This window comes from Vibrio cholerae ATCC 14035, assembly GCF_000621645.1.
GTDB classification, from domain to species: Bacteria; Pseudomonadota; Gammaproteobacteria; order Enterobacterales; family Vibrionaceae; genus Vibrio; species Vibrio cholerae.
Window position 1 is genome coordinate 134,349 of record NZ_JHXR01000003.1, and the last position, 16,821, is coordinate 151,169.

6 protein-coding genes are annotated in these 16,821 nt (G+C 50.2%); 3 read left to right on the forward strand and 3 right to left on the reverse strand.

Annotation, left to right across the window (positions count from 1 at the left end; translation table 11 throughout):
- Positions 1–18: 18 nt before the first annotated feature.
- The 3 genes from gltB (T411_RS0104105) to gltB (T411_RS0104115) form a co-directional block, all read right to left on the reverse strand.
- Positions 19–4,482, reverse strand: a complete 4,464-nt coding sequence (gltB, locus tag T411_RS0104105; protein ID WP_001240187.1) for a glutamate synthase large subunit — start codon at positions 4,480–4,482, stop codon at positions 19–21.
- A gap of 527 nt (positions 4,483–5,009) precedes the next feature.
- Entirely contained in the window at positions 5,010–6,479 is a 1,470-nt protein-coding gene (locus T411_RS0104110) for a glutamate synthase subunit beta (RefSeq protein WP_000513713.1), read from the reverse strand.
- Positions 6,480–11,024: a glutamate synthase large subunit gene (gene gltB, locus T411_RS0104115; RefSeq protein ID WP_000227763.1), complete on the reverse strand. Its 4,545-nt coding sequence runs from the start codon at positions 11,022–11,024 to the stop codon at positions 6,480–6,482.
- Positions 11,025–11,602: 578 nt separating this feature from the next.
- On the opposite strand from gltB (T411_RS0104115), the gene mnmL reads away from it, so the two are divergent.
- The 3 genes from mnmL to arcB all read left to right on the forward strand — a co-directional run bounded on the left by mnmL (position 11,603) and on the right by arcB (position 16,812).
- The gene (mnmL, locus tag T411_RS0104120) at positions 11,603–12,541 is read left to right on the forward strand and encodes a tRNA modification radical SAM protein MnmL/YtqA (RefSeq protein WP_000550132.1); all 939 of its coding nucleotides are present in this window, start codon (positions 11,603–11,605) and stop codon (positions 12,539–12,541) included.
- A 67-nt stretch (positions 12,542–12,608) separates the two neighbouring features.
- Positions 12,609–14,348, forward strand: coding sequence for a diguanylate cyclase domain-containing protein (locus tag T411_RS0104125; protein WP_001113844.1), 1,740 nt, complete (start codon positions 12,609–12,611; stop codon positions 14,346–14,348).
- Between the two features lie 106 nt (positions 14,349–14,454).
- Positions 14,455–16,812: an aerobic respiration two-component sensor histidine kinase ArcB gene (arcB, locus tag T411_RS0104130; protein WP_000803850.1), complete on the forward strand. Its 2,358-nt coding sequence runs from the start codon at positions 14,455–14,457 to the stop codon at positions 16,810–16,812.
- Positions 16,813–16,821: the final 9 nt, after the last annotated feature.

Consider the following 16,821-nt stretch of genomic DNA (forward strand, 5'->3'; position numbering starts at 1 on the left):
CAATCAGGCTCCTTCCAATTATTGTGCTTGCACGCGCAGTTCAGCTGCGCTGCGGTTCTGATGGCCGAGCAGGGTACGTAAGTCCGCTGCTTGTGGTTTGATCAGATAGAACTTCGGAATCCATTCATCAAAGTTCGCCAAAATTCGCTCTGCGTGGGCGGAGCCAGTCTCTTCGAGATGTTCAGCAATCAACCCGCGCAGATGCTCTTGATGGATATATAAGTCGGTCAAGGCAACCGCTTCAACGGATTCATCATTGACGCGGCCTTGGAAATCGCCATTCTCATCGAGTACGTAAGCAAAGCCGCCGGTCATGCCTGCGCCAAAGTTCACGCCCGTTGCGCCTAAAATGGCGACGATGCCACCGGTCATATATTCACAGGCGTTATCGCCAGCGCCTTCAATCACCGCAATCGTGCCGGAGTTGCGCACCGCGAAACGCTCGCCAGCTTTACCTGCGGCAAACAGTTTACCGCCCGTTGCGCCATACAAGCAGGTGTTGCCGATAATGGTCGCTTCGTTACACACAAAAGCGGTGCCTTGGTGGGGGCGAATCACAATTTTGCCGCCTGCCATGCCTTTACCGACATAGTCGTTGGCATCACCGGTGAGATACAGCTCAAGACCACCTGCGTTCCAGACTCCGAACGATTGCCCTGCGGTACCATTGAGGACGACCTTGATGGGCGAGGTGGCGACGCCGAGATTGCCGTAACGTTTCGCGATTTCACCAGAGAGACGCGCGCCAATCGAACGGTCGGTGTTGATCACGTTGTAATAGAGCTCCAGCGATTGCTGGTTTTCCACGGCTGCTAGCGCATCTTCGACGATTTTCTGGTTAAGTGCCCCTTTATCAAACGGCGTGTTCGGTTCGGTGCAGTACAGTGGCAGATTTTGTGGTGATACAGGTGCTTCGAGCAGATCGGAGAGATCCAATTTGCTCTGTTTCGCGGTCATGCCTTCTACCACCTCCAACAGATCGGTACGGCCGATGAGATCGGTGAGCTTCTCAACGCCCAATTCGGCCAGATAACCGCGCACTTCTTCAGCTAAGCCTTTGAAATAGTTCATCACCATCTCTGGCAGACCTTTGAAGTAATCTTTGCGCAGCGTTTCATCCTGCGTTGCCACACCGGTTGCACAGTTGTTGAGGTGGCAAATACGCAAGAATTTACACCCCATCGCCACCATAGGCGCAGTACCAAAACCAAAACTTTCCGCGCCTAAAATCGCTCCTTTGATCACATCCAATCCGGTTTTCAAACCGCCATCGACTTGTAGACGGATCTTGTGACGCAGACCGTTGGCGACCAAGGCTTGTTGCGTTTCCGCCAAACCGAGCTCCCAAGGGCTTCCTGCATATTTTACAGAGGTGAGCGGGCTGGCTGCGGTGCCGCCGTCATAACCTGAGATGGTGATAAGGTCGGCGTAGGCTTTTGCCACACCAGTGGCAATCGTGCCAACGCCCGGCTCAGAGACGAGCTTGACCGAGACCAAGGCCTTCGGGTTGATCTGTTTAAGATCGAAAATCAGCTGCGCCAAATCTTCAATCGAGTAGATATCGTGATGCGGCGGCGGCGAAATCAAAGTCACACCGGGAACGGAATAACGCAGTTTGGCGATCTCCGCCGTGACCTTATGCCCCGGAAGCTGACCGCCTTCACCGGGTTTTGCCCCTTGCGCCACTTTAATTTGCAGCACATCCGCATTGGTTAAATAGTGCGGTGTAACCCCAAAACGACCAGAGGCGACTTGCTTGATACGTGAGTTACGCTCAGTGCCAAAGCGGCGTGGATCTTCACCACCTTCACCTGAGTTGGAATAGCCGCCTAGGCGGTTCATCGCGGTGGCTAACGCTTCATGGGCTTCTGGGCTTAACGCGCCAATCGACATGGCAGCGGAGTCAAAGCGTTTGTAGAGATCGCTCGCGGGCTCGATATGCTCCAGTGGCAGCGGTTTATCCGAGGTTTTCAAACGCAGCAAATCACGCAGCATGGCGACTGGGCGCTGGTTGACTTGCTGAGCAAACTCACGGTAATCCATGATTTCGCCGGATTTGACCGCTTTTTGTAGGGTACCAACCACATCTGGGTTGTAGGCGTGGTATTCGCCACCGTGAACGTATTTGAGTAAACCACCGTGTTCGAGAGGCTTACGTTTTGCCCATGCTTTACGCGACAGATTAAACAGATCTTGCTCAAAATCGTCGAAGTTCGCGCCTTGAATGCGAGTGGTAACCCCTTTAAAGCAGAGATCAACCACATCGCGGTGCAGACCCACCGCTTCAAACAGTTGTGAGCAGCGATAAGAGGCGACAGTCGAAATGCCCATTTTGGACATGATTTTGTACAGACCTTTGTTGATACCGTATTGGTAATTCTGCATCACTTCGCGATAGCTCTTTTGCAGCGCGCCATCATCAATCATTTTGCCCAGCGTTTCGTAGGCAAGGTAAGGATAAACGGCCGTGGCACCAAAGCCGATCAGCACCGCAAAATGGTGTGGATCGCGCGCGGCACCGGTTTCAATAATGATGTTGGCATCGCAGCGTAAATTGGCTTCCACCAGACGAGCTTGTACTGCACCAACCGCCATAGCAGCGGGGATCGGCAGACGATCCGCGGTTAATGCGCGGTCGGAGAGCACCACTAAAACGGTGCCTTCGCGCACCACTTGTTCGGCTTTGTCACACAAATCCAACACCGCTTGTTTGAGATTTTTCTCTTGCGGATCGAAGTTGATGTCAAGAATGGTGTTGCGATAGTGCTGATCGCTGAGCGTCAGTAACTGCTGCATATCTGAGTAGAGCAGGATCGGCGAATCAAAAGTGACGCGATGGGCGTGACCATCGGTTTCGCAAAATACGTTCATCTCTTGGCCGATGCTGGTGGCCAGCGACATCACATGTTTTTCACGCAGTGGATCGATCGGTGGGTTGGTCACTTGAGCGAATTTTTGCCGGAAATAATCGCTGATCAGGCGCTCTTTGGAAGAAAGCACCGCCATCGGCGTGTCATCACCCATTGAACCGACCGCTTCTTGTGCCATATCGCCAAGCACGCGCAGGATTTGATCGATCTCTTCGTTGCTCATCGCAAACTGCTTTTGATAGGTTTTTAGCAAGTCAGCATCAAAGCTGCGCTCACCAACCTTATCATCGGGCAACTGTGAAAAGGGCGTGAGTTTATGAACGTTATTTTCCATCCACTCACGATAGGGGTGACGGCTTTTTAGGTCGTTATCAATTTCGCTCGATTGCCAAATTTTGCCTTTGCGAGTGTCGATCACCAGCAGCTCGCCGGGGCCAACCCGACCTTTTTCAGACACTTCATCTGGTGCGTAATCCCAAATCCCGACTTCTGAAGCGAGGGTGATGAGCTTATCTTTGGTGATCACATAACGCGCAGGACGCAGGCCGTTACGGTCAAGGTTACACGCGGCGTAACGACCATCGGACAGCACGATCCCCGCCGGGCCATCCCAAGGCTCCATGTGTTTGGAGTTGAAATCGTAGAAAGCACGCAGATCCGGATCCATATCCGGATGGTTTTGCCATGCGGGCGGAACCAGCATGCGCATCGCACGGAAGATATCCATCCCGCCGGCTAAAAACAGATCCAGCATGTTGTCTAGGCTCGAAGAGTCCGAACCGGTTTCATTCACAAAAGGGGCAGCGCTTTGCAAATCGGGCAGCAGCGGTGACGCGAACTTATAAGCCCGAGCGCGTGCCCACTGGCGGTTACCTTCAATGGTGTTGATTTCGCCATTGTGCGCCAGATAGCGAAACGGCTGAGCCAGCGGCCAGCGTGGCTGAGTATTGGTGGAGAAACGTTGGTGGAACAAGCAAATCGCCGATTCCATACGCAGATCGGCTAAGTCGAGATAAAAGCGTGGTAGGTCTGCGGGCATACACAGGCCTTTGTAAACCAACACTTGAGTCGAGAGCGAGCAGATGTAGAAATCGCGATCATCCGTAATCTGTTTTTCAATGCGACGACGCGCAATATACAGACGGCGCTCAACATCGCGCTCACGCCAACCGGCCGGGGCGGAGATGAAGACTTGTTGAATATCGGGCAAAGAGTCGAGGGCTATCGGGCCAAGCACTTTCGGGTTGGTGGGCACTTTGCGCCAACCTGCCACGCTTAAGGTTTCTTTAGCGAGTTCTTGGTTAACAATTTGCTGTGCCAGCTGCGCTTTGTGTGGATCTCGGCTGAGAAACAGCATGCCAATCGCGTACTGTTTGCTGAGTTTCCAATGTTGCTCTTCTGCGATCAGGCGCAAATAAGAGTCAGGTTTTTGCAGCAACAGACCACAGCCATCACCAGTTTTACCATCGGCGGCGATACCGCCACGGTGAGTCATGCGATCAAGTGCTGAAATCGCGGTACGAACGAGTTTGTGACTGGCTTGCCCTTCCATGTGCGCGATCAAGCCGAATCCACAGTTGTCTTTTTCAAGACTTGGATCGTATAGAGCCATTGCAATTCTCCCTTTGCATCTCTGTCATCCAGACAGTAAATGACAATTCCCTTACTCCTTGAAACAGCCTCGGTATGGGCGGTGTCTGTCTACTCCAATCACATAGTTATCTATGCTGATGGGGATTCATCCACTTCCGTTTAACGATGGCTTCAAGTAGCTTGGGTATAACTATTCATTTAAATCTTTATAATTTGAATAATTAACTAACATTTCAGGTTAATTAATTAACATTTTTGCGGGATTTTATTTTCACCGAATTCACAACCTATAGCTTATTGTACAAAAGGTCAAGTTATTGGTTGAAAATAGGGTTTGCAGGGTATTTGCCGAGGAATACTTCAAATAATGTCATTATATTCAATGGGATAGTTTTCTCTCAGTTACAGATAACTCAAGGTTTTATCCCGTGTGATGAGAATAGGCATAAAAAAGGCCAGCAGGGAGTGCTGGCCGAAGTAAAACAATATGGAAGGAAACGGTTGTGTTGACACGGATGAGGATGCATCACCCGCGCCAACAGAGGATTATGCTGACAGCATGAGTGAGTCCGCTTTTGCCTCAAGATGGGTATTGCCCATCAAGAAGGTGTCAACGGCTCGCGCACATTCGCGACCTTCGTTGATACAGCGCACCACCAAGGATTGGCCTGTGCGCATATCACCTGCGGCGAATACGCCTTTTTGGTTGGTCGCAAAATCTTGCGTCGCCACATTGCCGCGCTCATCAAGCTTAATCCCCAACTGAGCAAGCACGCCGTGTGGCTCTGGATGCAAGAAGCCCATCGCCAGAAATGCCATATCACAAGGAATGACGCGTTCACTGCCCACCACTTCGTCAAAGCTTGGTCGCTCACCGGGGGCTGCATCTTTCCAAACGATGTCAGCGATGCGTAGACCCGTCACTTCACCTTGTTCATTACCAATGAACTCTTTGGTGAGGATGTTCCAATGACGCTCACAGCCTTCTTCATGAGAGGTAGAGGTGCGCAGAATCATCGGATATTGCGGCCAAGGCATATTCACTGGGCGCTTTTGCGGTGGGATCGGCATGATCTCCACTTGAGTGATACTCGCAGCGCCGTGGCGGTTAGAGGTGCCGACACAGTCGGAGCCAGTATCGCCGCCTCCGATCACTACCACATGTTTGCCTTTAGCGTGGATCTCTTCACCTTTCAGATCCATGCCATTGGCTCGGCGGTTATTTTGCGCGAGGAACTGCATCGCGAAGTAAACGCCTTTCAGATCACGTCCGGGAATGCTCAGATCACGTGGTACGGTTGAGCCGCCCGTCAGCAATACCGCATCAAACTCCTGACGCAACTGTTGAGCGTTGATGTCTACACCGATATGCGCATTGACCACGAACTTAACGCCCGCTTGTTCCATCAGATTGATTTTGCGATCAATCACATCCATACCGAGTTTGAAATCGGGAATGCCAAAGCGCAGCAAGCCGCCGACTTTTTCATCCCGCTCAAACACGGTGACGCTATGACCCGCGGCATTCAACTGCTCCGCCGCGGCCAGCCCCGCAGGGCCTGAGCCAATGATCGCGACCGTTTTTCCGGTGCGTGAACGTGGCGTTTTCGGCTTGGCATAGCCTTCTTGGTAAGCACGTTCCACAATGGTTTTTTCAATGTTACAGATGGTGATCGGATCTTGGTTGATGCCAAGCACACAGGCGGTTTCACAAGGTGCAGGGCAGACACGACCGGTAAACTCTGGGAAGTTGTTGGTCGAGCTCAGAATATTCCAAGCCTCTTCCCAACTGTCGCGATACACTGCATCGTTAAACTCGGGAATGATGTTGCCAATCGGGCAGCCGTTATGACAAAACGGCACGCCACAATCCATACAACGTGAAGCTTGCTGATTGATCTTCTTACCAAACTCTTGGTTAAGGACAAACTCTTTGTTGTTTTTGATGCGCTCTGCCGGGTCGATTTTTTTCGGCAGTTCACGACCAAATTCTAAAAATCCGGTTGCTTTACCCATTTATACCGCCTCCGCTGCTAATGTGGCTTGTTGCTCCTGTGCTTTACGCTTTTGCAGTACCGCTTTGTAATCACGCGGCATGACCTTGACCATAGTGGCTAGGCTTGCGTCAAAGTTGGCAAGGAAAGCTTTGGCCACTTCACTTCCTGTGAATTGAACATGCTTGGTTAACATCTCTTTGAGTAGGGCTCTGTCTTCCGCTTCGATAGGGTCCAGATCAACCAATTCTGCATTGAGCTTAGATTGGAAGTCGCCAGATTTATCCCACACGTAAGCCACACCGCCACTCATACCTGCGGCGAAGTTACGGCCGGTTGAACCGAGGATCACTGCGACACCGCCGGTCATGTATTCACAGCCGTGATCGCCGATACCTTCCACCACCACTTTGGCACCTGAGTTACGCACGCAGAAACGCTCGCCCGCTAGGCCGCGAATGTAAGATTCGCCAGAGGTTGCGCCGTAGAAACAGACGTTACCGACTACAATGTTCTCTTCCGGAACTATGGTGGCGTTACGGTTCGGGTAGAGCACCAGCGTGCCACCAGAAAGACCTTTGCCCCAGTAGTCGTTAGCATCGCCTTCCACTTCAAAGTAAACGCCTTTAGTGAGGAATGCCCCGAAAGATTGTCCCGCACTGCCGTTGAATTTCACCTGCATTGGCTGTGGTAGACCTTGGTCTTTGTAAACCTTACAGATTTCGTTAGACAACATGGTGCCGGTACTGCGATCGGTGTTGATGATCGGTAGCTCTGCTTTGACCGCTTCACCACGCTCAAGGGCAGGCGTTGCTAATTGGATCAAGGTGCGATCCAGTATGCTTTCGAGCTGGTGGTTCTGCTGAGTCTGGCAGTAAATACCATCTTCGCTGCGCGGCTGCTCAATAAAGAGGATCGGCGACAGATCGAGGTTTTTGTACTTCCAGTGGCCAATATCATCACGCACTTTGAGTTTGTGCGCTTGGCCAACCATTTCGTTAATGGTGCGGAAACCGAGCTCAGCCATGATTTCACGCAGGCCTTGTGCCATGTATTGGAAGAAGGTCACAACGTCATCCACACGGCCAGCAAAACGCTCACGCAGAGTTTTGTTTTGTGTGGCGATACCGACAGGGCAAGTGTTTTTATGACATTTACGCATCATGATACAGCCTTCAACCACCAGTGCAGCGGTTGCGACGCCCCATTCTTCAGCGCCCAACAGTACCGCAATCGCGATATCGCGTGGGGTTTTCATCTGTCCATCGGCTTGCACCACAATGCGGTTACGCAGGCCGTTTTTGAGCAGAGTCTGGTGGGTTTCAGCCAGACCCAGTTCCCAAGGTAAACCGGTATGACGGATAGAAGAGATGGGTGATGCACCCGTACCGCCATCGTGACCGGCAATCAGTACTACGTCAGCTTTGGCTTTAGCCACACCCGATGCGATGGTGCCGACACCGGCTTCAGAAACCAGTTTGACGTTGACGCGACCTTTGCGGTTGGCGTTTTTCAGATCGAAAATCAGCTGGGCTAAGTCTTCGATAGAGTAAATGTCGTGGTGCGGTGGTGGCGAAATCAGGCCGACGCCCGGTGTCGAGTGACGAGTTGCCCCGATCCATTCATCGACTTTATCACCCGGTAGCTGACCACCTTCGCCCGGTTTCGCCCCTTGCGCCATCTTGATCTGGATTTCATCTGCGTTGGTCAGATAGTAAGAGGTCACGCCGAAACGGCCAGATGCTACTTGCTTGATCGCTGAACGCTCTGAATCACCGTTGGCATTTAGCTCAAAACGCATTGGGTCTTCACCACCTTCACCGGAGTTGGATTTCGCGCCTAGACGGTTCATCGCAATCGCCAGTGTGGAGTGCGCTTCGTAAGAGATAGACCCAAACGACATCGCACCGGTGGCAAAGCGCTTCACAATGCTCTCGATCGGTTCCACTTCCTCAATCGGAATGGAACCCGCTGGATTTTTCACAAAATCAAGCTGACTGCGCAGAGTAACGGCTTTATCGCCTTGGCTATCCACCGCGGCTGCGTACTTCTTGAACTGCTGATAATTTTTGTGGCGAGTCGATTCTTGCAGCAGGTGAATCGTTTCTGGGTTAAACAGATGCTGCTCACCACGCTGTTTCCATTGATACACGCCGCCGACATCCAGCACTTGCAGTGGGATTTCACGCGTTGGGTAACCAATGCGATGACGAACCAACACTTCTTTAGCGATGTCGTCGAGGGTCAAACCTTGAATACGGGTGATGGTGCCAGTGAAGTATTTATCGACCACCGCTTTACTGATCCCGAGCGCTTCAAAAATCTGTGCACCGTGATAAGACTGCAGCGTCGAAATCCCCATTTTAGAGAAGATCTTCAACAGACCGCCGTTCACGCCTTTACGGTAATTCTCGAAGTATTTCTCTACCGAAACATCGGCATCGAGTTTCTTCTGACGCTTGAGATCGACGATGGTTTCCACCACTAGATACGGGTTGACTGCGTTTGCACCGTAGCCGAGTAGGGTTGCAAAGTGGTGCGTTTCACGCGCATCACCAGTTTCCACCACAATGCCGCATTTCGAACGCAGACCTTTGCGGATCAGGTGATGGTGCACCGCGCCTACAGCCAGCATGGCTGGGATGGCGGCGTGGTTGGAGTTTACCGCGCGGTCGGTCAGCAAAATGATCGAATAGCCATCAATCACCGCATCTTCCGCGTATTGGCAAATACGTTTCAGAGCGCGTTCGAGCTTGCCCGGTTCATCGCTGGCACGAAATACGATGTCTAAGGTTTTGGCTTGCAAGTGCTCGTTATCGATTGCCCGGATTTTCTCAAGCTCAGCATTAGAAATGACCGGCGATTCCAATTCGACCTTACGACAGTGCGCAGGGGTTTCTGCTAGCAAGTTTTGATCGCGGCCGATATAAGTGTTGAGCGACATCACCATGCGTTCACGGATCGGGTCGATCGGTGGGTTGGTCACTTGGGCAAACAACTGCTTGAAGTAGTTGGAGAGATGCTGAGATTGGTGTGACAGCACGGCGACCGGCCAGTCTGCCCCCATCGAACCGAGCGGCTCATAACCAGTTTGCGCGAGAGTCAGAATGATGTCATTGACCTCTTCGCTACTCACCCCAAACGCTTGTTGGCGATGGAGGAGACGCTCTGGCGACGGTTGGCTATGTACGTTGTCGGCATCCGGCAGTTTTTTCAAACTGAGTAGGTTTTCTTCTACCCATTTTTCATAAGGCTGCGCCGAAGCGATACCGTCTTTCACCTCTTCATCTGAGATAATACGGCCTTGTTCTAAGTCGGCAACAAAGATACGTCCCGGTTGCAGACGACCACGGTATTCCACATTGGCCGGATCAATTTCCACGACGCCAGATTCGGAAGCCATGATCAGAAAATCGTCTTTGGTCACGGTATAACGAGACGGACGCAGACCGTTACGATCCAGTGTGGCGCCTACTTGTACCCCATCGGTAAAGCACACTGATGCTGGGCCGTCCCAAGGTTCCATGACGTTAGCGTGGTATTGATAGAAGGCGCGGCGCTTAGGATCCATCGCTTTGTTTTCTTGCCATGCTTCTGGGATCATCATCATCAGAGCGTGAGGCAAGCTGCGACCGGAAAGCACCAGCAGTTCGAGTACCATGTCAAAGTTAGCCGAATCGGATGCGCCTTCTTGGCAGATAGGCAGCAGCATATCGATTTCAGCTTGAGTAAACAGCTTGGATTGTAAAATCGCTTCGCGCGCTTTCATCCAGTTCAAGTTACCGCGAACCGTGTTGATCTCACCGTTGTGCGCGATGTAGCGGAAAGGTTGAGCCAGTCGCCATTTCGGGAAGGTGTTGGTCGAAAAACGCGAGTGCACCAGTGCTAACGCTGTCACCATGGTCGGATTTTGCAAGTCGAGGAAGTATTGCGGTACTTGCTCTGTAGTCAACTGACCTTTATAGACCAAGGTTTTGTACGACATCGAGTTGATATAAAAATCATCACCGATGTTCGACACGCTCTCAAGGCAGACGCGAACGGTGTAGTTACGCAGCACGTACAGCTTGCGTTCTAGCTCGTCAGGCTGCATACCCGGGCCGCCAGAAATAAACACGTGTTCAAATTGTGGTTCGGTACTGAGGGGGTCGGCACCCAACATGCTGTTATTGGTCGGTAAAACGCGGTAGCCAATCACATCCAGATCAAGGCGTTTGGCATTGCGTTCTAGAATGTCGCGGCATTGGGCGCGTTTATGTTCATCTTTCGGGAACAGCACCACACCAACACCGTACTTTTCGAATGAAGGCAGCTTGATCCCCAGTTTAACCGCTTCTTCGAGTAAAAATTCGTGAGGTTTTTGCAACAAAATACCCGCACCGTCACCGCTGCAAGGGTCACAACCCTGACCGCCACGGTGTTCCATGCGTGCGAGCATGTCCAAAGCTTGAGTGACCACCTGATGAGACTTGCGATTTTTCAGGTGAGCGACAAAGCCGATGCCACAAGCATCATGCTCCAGCTCAGGCGTATAAAGACCACGCGAACGTTGCGCTTTATCTACCATAGATACATCCTTCCAGTTATTGAGGACGCAACCGCACTGAGTGTGCACTCAGTTATTCCCGCCACGCATCAAGCAGCATCCGCTGAATGAGTCGCTTGGGCGATACGTCCTGTCCTTTTTGTTTTGAGTGAAATCTGCTTAGGGAGCAGATCCGCGTCCTTTCCGTCTCTCACAGGAAATATATTGTGAGAAAGACAATCCTTAGTGACATTCCTGTTGTCGAGCCACTTTACTAGTGGATTCTTTTGGTAGGTGTGGAATATCACCGATAGTCTGCCGCGTTTTTTGTAATTAATTGAGCAAAAAAGCACGGAAAACTGAAAGTATCCTACAATTTTGCTGGCGCAAATTCCAACGAAAAGTCTGCGGTTTGGTTTATTTTTTTACAGCTAGATGAATGTTTTGTTTAACAAACTAGAAACAAAATGCAAATAGTGTTTATTTTATGCCTATTTATTGATTTGACGCTGTTTGAAATCAAACGCGAGGGATTAAAATTTGTGACCAATTCGATTGGAAATGTAATTAAATTACACGGATGGTAGTGAGAGATATTTGTATTTAGATTGAGCGAGCCGATGCATTTACATCAACTGGTGAACACCATAGGTCAAGATTTACAACGCCGTTATGGAGAGAAGGTCCATAAGTTAACGCTGCATGGTGGATTCAGTTGTCCGAATCGCGATGGCACGATAGGCCGTGGCGGCTGCACTTTCTGTAATGTGGCGTCGTTTGCCGATGAAAATACTCAGCAGCAGAGTATTCAAGCGCAGTTGAAAGATCGGGCGGGGGAGATCAAACGCGCCAAAAAATACCTCGCTTATTTTCAAGCTTACACCAGCACGTATGCGGAAGTGCAAGTGCTGAAATCCATGTACGAACAAGCCCTAGAAGAAGCGGATATTGTGGGGTTGTGTGTTGGCACTCGTCCTGATTGTGTACCGGATGCGGTGCTTAAGTTGCTCGCCGATTATGTGCAGCAAGGTTATGAAATTTGGCTTGAATTGGGTTTACAGACGGCGCACGACCAGACTTTAAAACGCATTAACCGCGGGCACGATTTTGCCTGCTACGCAGAGATCACTGCCAAAGCTAGAGCGTTAGGTATCAAAGTGTGTACTCACTTGATTGTTGGGTTACCCGGTGAAGAGCGCACTGAAAACCTCACCACGTTACAGCAAGTACTGAAGGTAGGCACCGATGGCATTAAGTTGCACGGTTTACACATCGTAGAAGGCAGCACTATGGCCAAAGCGTGGCGAGCGGGGCGTTTAACGGTACTCGATCAGGATCAATATGTGTCCATCGCTTGCGAGATGATCCGTTCTACACCCCCTGAGATTGTTTATCATCGCGTCTCTTCTGCAGCCCGCAGGCCAACGCTACTTGCCCCGTTGTGGTGCGAAAATCGCTGGTGGGCGATGACAGCGATTGGCCAAAGATTGGAAAAAGAAGGGGCTCAGGGCTCGTTGCTCGGTACGCCTTTTGAGTATTCACCTTTGAACTTAAAGTAATAATCCGCAGCAAAGTCAGATAATCTTTTGTACTATTTAAAGAATCATCAATAACACCGCTGAATGCATGCCTGAATTTCTCTCTGAATTTGTACGTTTCTTGTTCGCTGCCGGGCTTGTGCTTGGTGGTGGGTTATGGCTTTTTTCAGGATGGCAGCGCTATGTTCAACCTCAACAGTGGATTCAGTTACTTCACCATGCACCGTCAGGGATGCTCTTGGTAGGAGAGGATCGCGTTTTACGTGCCAATCTTGCCGCGTATTTGTTACTGGGGATCCGCTTGGTGGGACGTCACTATCTGTTTTCTGCCGAGCAGAGTGAAGAGAGTCAGCAAGCTTTTTATCGAGCGCTCGCCAGCAGTGCACAGCAAAAGCGTTCCGTCCCTCTGCTTTGGCCTGTGCCGGGCAATTTGACCCAAACTCTAGAGATCTCAGCTTCGCTCTTACGTCGTTGGCCGAAGAAATTATGGCTAGTGAATGTGATTGGTTTTGAGTGTCCCAGCCATGACATTCAACAAGAGCGCCACTCACTGGCGATAGCGCGCACGGCACTTGATTCCCTCTCCGAGCTGATTTTTATTAAAAGTACCGAAGGCCACTTAATCGCAACCAACCGAGCGTTTGATCAGTTTTGGCAAGGCCGGATTGAAGAGGGCAGCGCTACTTTTAAAGGCATTATGAAAGGGCGCACGAGTCAGCGTTGCTGGACTGTGACGCCTGATGGGCGCAGCTGTCTGTTAGAAACCTACCAACGGGTATTGATGTCGCCGCAAGGTGAAAATATTGGGCTACTTGGCATCAGTCATGATGTGACCGACTGGTACAACATGCAGCGTCAATTAAGAGAAGAGATGGAAAAACGCCGTGACACCGAAGTGGCATTGGCACAGCGCGATACGATTTTACAAAACATCTTAGAATCTAGCCCCGATTCGATTGGTATCTTCAATGAAAACATGGTCTACCAAGCCTGTAACCAGCCGTTTGTGGAAGCTCTCGGGATCGCGGAAGTGTCAGATCTGGTTGGTAAACGGCTGCAAGATGTGATCCCCGAGCACATCTATGCGCGTCTTTCCGATACGGATAGCCAAGTCCTGCACCAAGGTAAGTCTCTGCGCTACATCGACAGAATTGAACGCTCAGATGGTGAGTTTATCTGGTTTGATGTTGTGAAATCGCCTTTTCGAGATCCGGCTTCGGGCACCAATGGCGTGCTGATCATGGCGCGAGATGTGTCGGAGCGCTATCTCGCCGCTGAACAATTAGAAGCCGCCAACCAAGAGCTGGAACGCCTAAGCTTTTTAGATAGCTTGACTCATGTTGCCAATCGTCGTCGTTTTGATGAACAACTGCATACCCTCTGGCATTTGCATGTGCGTGAAGGCAAACCATTAAGCATCATTCTGTGTGATGTCGATTATTTCAAAGATTACAACGACGCTTATGGCCATTTGATGGGCGATGAGACGCTCAAACAGATAGCGATTGCCTTTACTCAAGTCGCCAATCGCCATTCTGATTGTGTTGCCCGCTACGGGGGAGAAGAGTTTGGTATTTTGCTGCCCAATACACCACAGTCCGGAGCAATACTGGTCGCAGAGCGAATCCATGAGAAAGTTCGTGGATTAGCGATTCCACATGATCATTCTAAGGTTGCCGATAGGATTACCGTCAGCTTAGGCATAGTGACGCTTATTCCTCGGCCTGAGGATGTACCTGAGCAAATGGTTGAGCTAGCGGATCGGGCTTTATACCAAGCCAAAGCGAATGGCCGCAATCAGACCTCAATTTATCAACCAAACCACTAAAACTGTGCGGTTCGCCCTGTCACAGCGCCAAGAAGTGGATAAGTGCTGCTAACGTTTGTGTGGGAAAAAGGCTAGACTAAGTGCTCTTTATCTGACGGAGCAGTGAATGAAACCGATGAAAAATCTCGCCCAGTATTACGTTGATTTGTTAGTCAAATTGGGCATTTTACGTTTCTCCATTCTCTTAGCTCTCGCCTTGGTTGCTTTGGCTGTGGTGGTACAAGTGGGGATCACGCTGATCCTCAACGGTTTCGTCGATGATATCGACATTATCCGCTCGGTATTCTTTGGTTTACTTATCACACCTTGGGCAGTGTACTTTCTTTCTGTGGTGGTTGATCAGCTTGAAGAGTCACGCCAACGCCTCTCGAAATTGGTGTCTAAACTCAAAGACATGCGTTCGCGCGATCAAGAACTCAATCAAAAACTTCAGCAAAACATCGTTAAACTCAATCAAGAAATCGAAGAACGGATCAAGGCAGAAGAGGCACGCGAAGAAGCGATGGCTGACCTTGAAAATGAAGTGTATCAGCGTGAAAAAACCCAAGTGGAATTGGCCGAACGTACCGCTTTGCTACGCTCTTTCATCGACGCATCTCCCGATTTGATCTATTACCGCAACGCCAAAGGTGAGTTTTCTGGCTGCAACCGAGCGATGGAAGAGCTGACCGGAAAGCGCGAAAGTGAGCTAGTGGGGTTAACGCCTTGGGATGTTTATCGCAAAGAGATTGCTCAATCAATTGTCGAAACGGATCAGCAAGTTTTTAACAACAACACCGCGATTACTTACGAGCAGTGGTTGGAGTACCCTGATGGTCGTAAGAGCTTCTTTGAACTGCGTAAAGTGCCTTTTTACAACAAAGATGGCCGCCATCTTGGCTTGGTCGGTTTTGGCCGTGATATCACCGAGCGTAAACGCCATGAAGAATCATTGGAGAAAGCCAGCCGCGACAAAACCACGTTTATTTCTACCATTAGCCATGAGCTGCGCACTCCGCTCAATGGTATCGTTGGTTTGAGCCGGATGCTGCTCGATACACCATTGAGCAGTGAGCAGCGTAAGCATTTACAAACCATCAATGTCAGTGCTGTGACGCTGGGTAATATCTTCAACGATATTATTGATATGGATAAGTTTGACCGCCGTAAATTAGAGCTTTTCCCTGCAGCCCTCAACTTTGAAGAGTTTGTGGCAGAAATTGAAGTGTTGGCGGCCTTAATGGCGGAGCAAAAAGGGTTACGTTTTGATTTAGAACGGTTAACTGACTTGCCTTCTTTAGTGGAAGTGGACTCGACACGTCTGCGTCAAGTGTTATGGAACCTACTCAGTAACGCGATGAAGTTCACCAAAGAGGGCGGTGTGGTGATGACGGTCAGCGCAGAATGCGATGCGCAGCATGCAGAGATCACGATTGAAGTTGAAGATACCGGGATTGGCATTCCGGAAGCGGAACAAGAAAAAATCTTTGCCATGTATTATCAGGTCAAGTCAGGCAAAGATAACTTACATGCGGTGGGGACTGGCATCGGCTTAGCCGTATCACGTCAGTTGATTAAGTTGATGGGTGGCGATATCAGCGTCAACAGTGAAGAGGGTTTTGGCAGCACCTTTACCGTAACGATCCGAGTCCCCTTGTTAGCCGAAGCGCCGATTGAGATTGAGCCACAGGAGCCGCAAACTCAGCTGAATATTTTCATGGTCGAAGACATTGAGCTCAATATTACGGTTGCTCGTTCATTACTTGAAAGTATGGGGCATAAGGTGACGGTCGCCATGACGGGCGAAGAAGCGATCCAAGGCTTTAACCCAACAGAGTACGATCTGGTGTTCCTCGATATTCAGCTACCGGATATGACAGGCTTCGATATCGCTCACTATTACCGCACCCATTACTCCTCATTACCGCCATTAGTGGCATTAACTGCCAATGTATTGAAAGATAAAGAAGAGTATCGTCAAAAAGGGATGGATGCTGCGATAAGCAAGCCTTTATCGGTAGCGGCGGTGCGAGAAGTGATTGCGAAGATGACGCAACATCATGCCGGTGAGAGCGTCGCTAAAGTGAAATCAAATAAAGAAAAAGAAGTACCAGACGATCTCTATCAGCAGTTACTGGATCTTGAGATGTTGCAATCCTATGTTGAGATTGTCGGTAGCCAACCCGTGATTGATAGCGTGCACTTATTCGAACAATCCATGCCAGCCTATCTTGCTGTATTGGACTCGAATATGGTGGCCAAAGATCAAGAAGGTATTGTCAGTGAAGCCCATAAAATCAAAGGTGCGGCAGGCTCTGTCGGGTTAAAACGCATTCAAAAGATTGCTCAGAAAGCGCAATCGCCGGAAGCTCCTGCATGGTGGGAGAACATCAGTGACTGGGTGGAAGAGATCAAAAACGAATATCAGTCTGACATTGCTGTATTGAAGCGCTGGCTGACTCAGCAAGCAAACGCAAAGCAGTGATAAAAAAAG

Coding starts and splice junctions, on each gene's coding strand:
- T411_RS0104110 (WP_000513713.1), bottom strand. CDS start 6,479: ATGGGTAAAGCAACCGGATTTTTAGAATTTGGTCGTGAACTGCCGAAA.
- gltB (WP_000227763.1), bottom strand. CDS start 11,024: ATGGTAGATAAAGCGCAACGTTCGCGTGGTCTTTATACGCCTGAGCTG.
- arcB (WP_000803850.1), top strand. CDS start 14,455: ATGAAACCGATGAAAAATCTCGCCCAGTATTACGTTGATTTGTTAGTC.
- gltB (WP_001240187.1), bottom strand. CDS start 4,482: ATGGCTCTATACGATCCAAGTCTTGAAAAAGACAACTGTGGATTCGGC.
- T411_RS0104125 (WP_001113844.1), top strand. CDS start 12,609: ATGCCTGAATTTCTCTCTGAATTTGTACGTTTCTTGTTCGCTGCCGGG.
- mnmL (WP_000550132.1), top strand. CDS start 11,603: ATGCATTTACATCAACTGGTGAACACCATAGGTCAAGATTTACAACGC.